The 8,180-nt window shown below is 36.4% G+C and carries 3 protein-coding genes; 1 reads left to right on the top strand and 2 read right to left on the bottom strand.

Translation table 11 applies throughout. From position 1 onward, the window contains the following. Positions 1 to 35: 35 nt before the first annotated feature. Both B0A68_RS24265 and B0A68_RS24260 read right to left on the bottom strand, forming a co-directional pair. Complete coding sequence (locus tag B0A68_RS24265; RefSeq protein ID WP_035689731.1) at positions 36 to 2,891, bottom strand: glycoside hydrolase family 2 protein; 2,856 nt, start codon at positions 2,889 to 2,891, stop codon at positions 36 to 38. An 18-nt stretch (positions 2,892 to 2,909) separates the two neighbouring features. After that, positions 2,910 to 4,268, bottom strand: coding sequence for a rhamnogalacturonan acetylesterase (locus B0A68_RS24260; protein ID WP_240475335.1), 1,359 nt, complete (start codon positions 4,266 to 4,268; stop codon positions 2,910 to 2,912). A gap of 251 nt (positions 4,269 to 4,519) precedes the next feature. Between B0A68_RS24260 and B0A68_RS24255 the strand changes: the two genes are divergently transcribed. Further along, entirely contained in the window at positions 4,520 to 7,930 is a 3,411-nt protein-coding gene (locus B0A68_RS24255; protein WP_035689729.1) for a DUF4450 domain-containing protein, read from the top strand. Positions 7,931 to 8,180 lie beyond the last annotated feature (250 nt).

The raw sequence follows: 8,180 nt of genomic DNA, 5'->3' as shown, positions 1-8,180 counted from the left end.
ACCTGAAACAAAACAAAACCTTCAAACAAAAAATTTTAGTTTCTAAAATCAAACCACAAATTCATCTTAATGCCGTCGTCGCCGCTTTTAATTCTAATATTTGTTGGCTGACTCTGCGGACCTTGATGTTCTAAAGGTTTAAAATCTCTCATTGCCGGAATTTCATACATAAACGAAATATCTCCTTCCGGAAATGCCGGCTGCGGATAACTTCCCGGGAAAGCATTTTTAGGCAGATCGGGCGTGAATAATCTCAGGAACAAATTATCAGATTCGCTGAAAACTTTAAAAGAAGAAACTCCCGCTTTTAGATTTGCTCCCAATAAATTGGCATGATACCCTTTGAATTCCGGATAAATAAGGTTTTCAAAGCTTTCTCCCGTAATTGTATTGTTATAATCTTTCTCCCAAATACCGTACGTTGTACCTTTAATTCTGTTTTTCCAAACATGATAAGGACCTCTTCCAAACCATTTAATTCCCGTTACTTCCTTCTCCGGAAAACTGAATGTGATTCCGAAAGCACTTATTTTGTCTTCAAAAAAAGCACCATCAAAACCTTCTCCTCCAGAAGCATTTTTCAGAGCAGTCAATTCCATTTTAAATCTTCCGTCAGATTCCATAATCCATTTTATAGAAGAAAGTCCGCCGGTATAAAAAGCTTCACAAACGGCTTTATCGCCATCCTGCGAAATCTTAATCTCTTTTATTTTCGCTTTCATTCCAATCGGACGCGGGCCATTGGTAAGCGGAATCGTGTTTTTTTCGTTTTTAATCGTTTTGATTTCACCCGTCAATGCATCTAAAGAAACCGAAACAGTATTTCCTTTTAGAATAATGGTATTGTCTGTTTGTACTGCCGTCGCTTTTGTTTTTGTATTTTCAACAGCCAAAAATTTAGCAGCGTAAAACTTCGCTTTATGAATCGGCCAGGTCCAGGTATAAATTTCTTTATTGAATTGATCAAAAGCAGTTATGGACAAAACATCACCTTCGGCAAAATTTTTCGGAACATTAAAATTTATTCTGCGCGTTTCGCCAGGTTCAATATCCGGAAGCTCCATATTTCCCGAAGCAATTTCTTTAGAAACGCCATTTGTATAAAGTACATTTTTATCTGATGAAAGTACTTTAAACGCCATTTTGCAGGAATTCAAATTACTAAAAAGGTAATCGTTGGTAATTAGAAAAGATCCATCGAAATTTTCTGTAACTTGTTTTGGCTGAAATTGTATTGGTGCCCAAACTTCTTTTACGGTATAATAACTTCCTTCTCTTTCGCGATGCGGCCCCAAAATACCGTCTGCAGCGAGAGAACCTTTAGAATCAAACTTGACATCGCCTGTCCAATCAGAGCGTTTTACAGCTTCGTCTAACATTGCCCACATAAATCCTCCTGCAAAAAGCGGACTTTCTTTATAACGGTTCCAGAAATCTTCCAGCGCTGCGCCATGTCCGTTATCGTATGTTCCGTGCATAAATTCAGTTGGAAAAAACACATTTTCTCCGGCATTAAAACGATGCATTCCAGTTAAATACGTTGGGTAATGATGCGTGTCCCAACCGTTAAAATCCGCCCACGGATGAATCACTATTCTTTTCTGCGGATCGTTATTTTCAAAAACTTTATCCACATCATAGTTCCAGCCTCCTTCGTTACCGTTATCCCAAATAATAACCGACGGATGATTGACATCTCGTGTCACCATTTCGGTCACCAGTTTTGTTCCTGTTTCGGTATCGTAAGAGTTCTGCCAGCCCGCCAGTTCATCTAAAACAAAAAGACCCAAAGAATCGCAGACCTCCAGAAAATGTTCGTCTGGCGGATAATGCCCTCTTACCGCATTCATATTCATGTCTTTTAGTAATTTACCATCCAGTTCGCTGATTCTTTTACTGGTGCTTCTGCCCCCTTCCGGCCAAAAAGAATGGCGGTTAATACCTTTCATGATAATTTTAGTGCCGTTTACATAAATTCCGTCTTGTTTTTTAAATTTCAAAGTCCTAAAACCAATTCTTTTTTTATATTGATGCAGTACGTTTCCGTTTTGTTTTAAAGTCAATTCTAAGTCGTACAAATTGGGAGTTTCTGGATTCCAAGGTTTTATGTTTTTCCATTGCGCTGCAATAGATTCTTTGATGGTTTTTGCTTTAATCGGAAAAGTAAAAGAAGGAAAGTTTTCTCCGTTTAAACCTTTAAGATTTACTTCTAAAACGGTATTTTTAGAAATGTTTTTAAGATTTAAATCAACAGTAAGAGAACCATCCATTTTTGGATTTACGGCAATATGTTCAATATGTGTTTTAGGAGAAATTTCGAGCCAGACCGGACGATAAATTCCGCCAAAAAGCCACCAGTCTGCTCTTCGTTCAGCAGCATTGACCGATTTATTGGCAGAATGTTTCCAGACGTGAACTTCTAAAGTATTTTTAGAATCAAACTTCAGTAAAGAAGTAATATCATACTTAAACTCATAAAAGCCACCCTGATGAATCGCTCCGGCCAGTTTTCCGTTTATTTTTACCTCAGTATCCGTCATTGCGCCTCCAAATGCGATCAGCACCGTTTTATCTTTATAAGAAGCGGGAACTTCAAATTCATATTTGTACAAACCTTCTTCTTTACTGGGTTCTTTCTGATTTAGTTCTTTGTACCAGCGCCCATAAGTATATTCGCCAAAACCTTCCAATTCCCATTGCGAAGGAACATTTATTGTCGACCATTTTTTGCTGTTATTTCCATCAGTACAATAAAAATCCCATTGTACAGGATGCTCGAAATCCTTTCCCGAAAGATAGACTTTATCCGTTTTCTGGGCAGTAATTTTCAATGCGCAGAAAAGAGTAAAAACCGAAATGAAAATAATCTGAATGGTTTTGTCTGAATTCATAGTTCGTAATTAATGAGGTTAGTTTCCTTCTGGTTTAGCAATTTCAAAGCGTTCACTCATAGGGAGTTTCCACGCAGTAATTGAGTTTGGTTTTTTAGGATTGTAAGCAGGAGTTTCTTTTAAAATTTGTTTTTTTAACGGAAGATTCAATTCGCGGATTCCCTGCAAAATACAAAGTGCAATTTCGTTTGCTCCAAAACTATTAAAGTGTGTATTATCGTCTAATGCTTTTTCCTGACCCGGAAATGTATGTGCAGGATATTGGACAAATGCATTTCTTGAAACAGAATCTCCCCAGGATTCGTATAATGTTTTTGTCGTTTTAGTTAAGTCAATAAGTGCAGTATCATTTTTTTGAGCCACAGTACGCATTGCGGCAGGAAAATCGCCGTGAGTTTCTTTTAAAGTTCCATTTTCATTAAAGAAGCGGCGTTGTGTCGGCGTTACCAAAACAGGAATTGCTCCTTTATCTTTTGCCGCATTAATAAATTCTTTTAAGAGATTAGAATAAGATTCCCAAGGACCATTTCCGGCACCTTTTATTTTTTCGTCATTATGACCAAATTCGACAAACAAATAATCACCTTTTTTTATAAGTGAAAGGATCTTTTTTAATCGGTTTGAATTTTTAAAAGAGCTCAGTGAAGCTCCAGAATAGGCATAATTGGCAACAACAATACTGGTGTCAAAATAATTGGTAATAAACTGTCCCCACGAAGCCCAAGGTTCAACATCCTGATCTGTAACCGTAGAATCTCCAGCCAGATAAAGTACAGTCAGATTTGTTTCTGGAATTATTTTTATGTTTTGAACAGAAACGTCTCCTAAAAATTCCAGCGTTAGTTTAGTATCCCAATCTAATGTTTCTTTTTCTCTGTCCTTCAGGCTTATGCTGGTAGAATCATCGATTTTTATGTTTCGAACGTTTACATTAAATGTTCGCGTTATTAATTTTCCTTTTTTAATAGAAAACTGATCTAAAAGCAGTCTTCTGGATTCTGTTTTTAGAGTAATATTCGATTTTTTTTCAAGACTTCCCATCGTTATTTCTACCTGATAATTTCCTTCTGGAACTACTGCAGAAAAATAAACTGGTTTTTGAGAAGTAAATGTTTTAGAGTTGATTTTGACATTTGAAACCGTATTAAAATCAAAGCCAAATCCTGTTTCCGAATCAAAAGCGATCGGACTGCTGATCAATTTTCCCTGCGCTGTCTTTTCTGAAGTGCCAAAAGAAAACCATAATGCATTTACTGTTTTCGGATTAATTTCTATTAAGTTATTTGTATTCGTTTGTAGATTTCCAGCCTTAGCAGTATAGCCGCTAAAAATAGAAAATGTCAAAATAAAATATAAAAAACCTTTAAATTGTAGCAATTTTTGAGAATTTAATAATTGTATTTTCAAATATAATATTTTCATATTCTTATACTATCCTGTACTATGATGTTAAAAAACATTCAAATATTTATCAAATATGTAAACTTTGTTTTAAAATAATCAGGAAGGTACAGGATACTATACCAATAAAAAACAAAGAAATTGCATCATTGTTGTCAAAATGATAAAATAAACGAGATAAAATTTTATTATTCAGATTTTAATAATTGATAATTATCTGCCATTATATGAAGCTTAAAAATAATACTTTACCAATTCTTATCAGTTTATTCTTTTTCTGTTCTACACTACTTTTGGGGCAGGAAAAACAAATACGCAAAATACATTATGCGCCAGATGGCGGCAGTTTTGTATTAAAAAACGGTACAAGAAAATTCAACAGAGCATTATACGGATCTAATACAGGATTTAGAGTAGAAACTGGAGATCTTCCTGAATTTGCAATGTACATGCCCGGAATGGGAGGAAATCTAAAGTTTGGTTTGGTAAATGAAAAACAAAGCAAGTGGATTACTCAGGCAGACAAAATTGATACGCGTTATGTTTTGGGAACGATGCACTACGTTATTGAAGATCTGATTTTAGGAAAAGGTAAATTGTACATTGAGGTTGCCGCATTAAAACAAAGCGAAGGTTTTATTGTTAAAGTTTATGGCGAAAATATAGATCAGAAAACTTCATTGATCTGGGCTTTTGGAGGCGCATCTGGCAGGAAATTTAGTCGTGACGGAGATATTGGCGCCGATCCCGAATCGGTATTTTATTTACAGCCCGAATATTGTCTCAATAACAAATACAGCTTAAAAAAGCAGTCTTTTTTATTAGATTATGGTTCGGAAAGTAATAAACAGAAAACAGGAAATAATAGAAATTTATCAGGTTCTTTTCCAGAATCAGAAGTACATCTTGCCAATGCCAATCATCAAAATACACCTTTAGAACTTTATAATTCCAATGCAGAAACACTGCCTCTTATCACTGGAAAAATAAAATCAATTTCTAAAAATGGAATGTACTGGCTTTTAGGAACAGACAATTCTAAAGCCGAAAACGACCAGAAAACCATAAAAGCACTGTATGAAAAATCGGTACAGGAAACACATTTGCTGGCCGATAGAGTAAAGATTAAAACACCGGATCCGTACATCAATACATTAGGCGGAGCTCTTGCAATTGCTTCAGACGGAATTTGGGAAAGTCCGGCTTATCTTCACGGAGCTATTGCCTGGAGAATGTACTTAAACGCTTGGCGCGGCGCATATACAGCAGATCCTTTGGGCTGGCATGATCGTGCAAAAACACATTTTACGAGTTACAGCAATTCACAGGTTACTGCACCTCTAACGGGGCCGATTGTATGGGATACAGTTCGAAATCTGGCACGTCAGAAAGAAGAAATAGGAACTTCTATGTTTAGCAGCGGTTACATCAGCAGAAGTCCAAACAAGAACAATGTCGCACATCATTATGATATGAATTTGGTTTTTATCGATCAGATGCTGCGACACTTTAAATGGACAGGAGATACTTCTTTTATGAAAGAAATGTGGCCGACAATTGAAAGGCATTTGGATTGGGAAAAAAGAAATTTTGATTCCGATAATGATGGACTTTACGATTCATACGCCACCATTTGGGCAAGTGATGCCTTACAATACAGCGGCGGCGGCGTGATTCATTCTTCGGCGTATAATTATTATGCAAACAAAACAGTTTCTGAAATTGCACAAAAAATCCAGAAAGACGATCGTTCTTTTTCTACAGAAGCCGATAAAATTTTGAAAGCAGCCAATCAGCAGCTTTGGGTTTCCAACAAAGGAATTTTTGCGGAATATAAAGATGCATTAGGAAACAAATTATTGCACGATGCACCCGGAATATGGAGTATTTACCATACGATAGATTCAGAATTGTCCAATCCTTTTGAAAGTTATCAAATGCTTAATTATGTCGAAAATGAGATTCCGCATATTCCGATTACAGCAGAAGGATTGGATAAAAAAGACCTTTACGTGATTAGTACAACCAATTGGCAGCCGTATACCTGGTCAACAAATAATGTGGCTTTGGCGGAGCAGCTGCATACTTCGCTGGCTTTCTGGCAGAGTGGACAATCGGAAAAAGCATTTAAAATGTGGGAAAGTGTTTTGGTCGAAAGTATGTATTTGGGAGCTTCTCCAGGCGGATTCGAACAGCTTTTATATCAAGATGCCATGCGCGGCGAGCTGTATCGCGATTTTGCGGACCCCATCGGAATGGCTTCGCGAACATTAGTTGAAGGACTTTTTGGAATTCAGCCCGATGCAGTTGCTGGTGTATTGACCATCAAACCTGGATTTCCAGAAAAATGGGATAAGGCTTCTTTGGAAATTCCAGATGTTTCTGTTGATTTTAAAAGAGAAAATCAGCAAGAAAAGTATCTGATTAAGAATCAGTTTACAGCAAAAATGAATTTGAAATTAATATTAACTACTTCTTATGAGGCTGTAGAAAGTGTTTTGGTGAATGATAAACCCGTTTCATGGAAAGTGATTGCAGAAAGTATCGGCAAACCAAAAATCAGTATTGAAGTGCCGTATAATTCTCTTTACGACATTCGAGTAAAATGGAAAGGAAATGTAATAGAAGATCTCAAATCAAAAGAAATTTATAGTGTTGATGAAATTTTAGAAATCAATACTCAAAAGGCAAAAATTACCGCAGTTTATGATCCGCAGCAGGTTTTGGCGGGAATTACAAAAAAAGATTTTTTGCTTAAAGCGAAAGTAAATTCGGCAGGTAATAAAGTATTTTTTGTACAGTTGAATCAAGGGAATTTATCTTGGTGGAAACCCATTCATATAAAAGCAAAAGCAAGCACAGAAACAATCAAAAAAGCGGTAAATTGGGACGAACCGCTGGATAAATCCAAACGTGCAGAAACTATTTCGCTTGCCTCTTTTTTTAATTCAAAAATTACTGACATTTTTAATTACGAATATTTATCTCCAAGACCTCAAACAGTGACTTTACAGCTTCCAAAACAAGGAATTGGAAATTGGTGTTATCCAAATATAACTGTGAAAATCGATGATAAAGGACTGCGTGAAAAAGCAAAACCAAACGGACAGATTACAACTCCAAACGGAATTCCGTTTAAAACTCCTGCAGATGAAAATCAGAAAAATATAGTCTTCACTTCTATGTGGGATAATTTTCCTGAAAGTATCGCTATTCCGTTAAACGGAAAAGCTTCGCATGCATATTTTATGATGGCAGGAACAACAAATCCGATGCAGAGCCGAATTGTAAATGGAGAAATCACGGTGTATTACACAGACGGAACTTCGGAAGTTTTACATCTGAAAAATCCTGAAAACTGGTGGCCGATTGAGCAGGATTATTTTATAGACGGACTTGCTTTTACAACCGATGCGCCGAAACCGCCAAGAGTGTATTTGAAATCGGGTGAAATTTCGAGAAATTTTAAAAACTTCACCAGCATAAAAGGATTTACAGGTTATGGCGTTGAGGGCGGTGCAGGAACTATTTTAGAACTTCCGCTGAATGAAAATAAAACATTAAAAAATATGACTTTGAAGACTATTGCTAATGATGTGGTGATTGGGTTGATGAGTGTGACTTTAATTAGGGAATGAGATAATTAGTCAATGAGATAATTAGTTAATTGTGAAATTTGAAGAGATGATGTGAAAGACTGTTCATTTTTTATAACACAATATTGTCATCCCGAGGAGCGAGGGATCACACTAGAAACTGCTCGCAGAAAGCCGCCAATCTTTGTCGAGCGGCCAGCGTGATTTCTGCGTCGTCTAAATGAAAAAACTATGAGAATTGTAACTATCAAAAAATATGAAACAGCTTGATATTTAACCGCAAAGCACGCAA

Source organism: Flavobacterium reichenbachii, from assembly GCF_002217435.1.
GTDB lineage: Bacteria > Bacteroidota > Bacteroidia > Flavobacteriales > Flavobacteriaceae > Flavobacterium > Flavobacterium reichenbachii.
The sequence above is the reverse complement of the archived record's forward strand: the minus strand, read 5'-3'. Positions and strand labels throughout refer to the sequence as shown.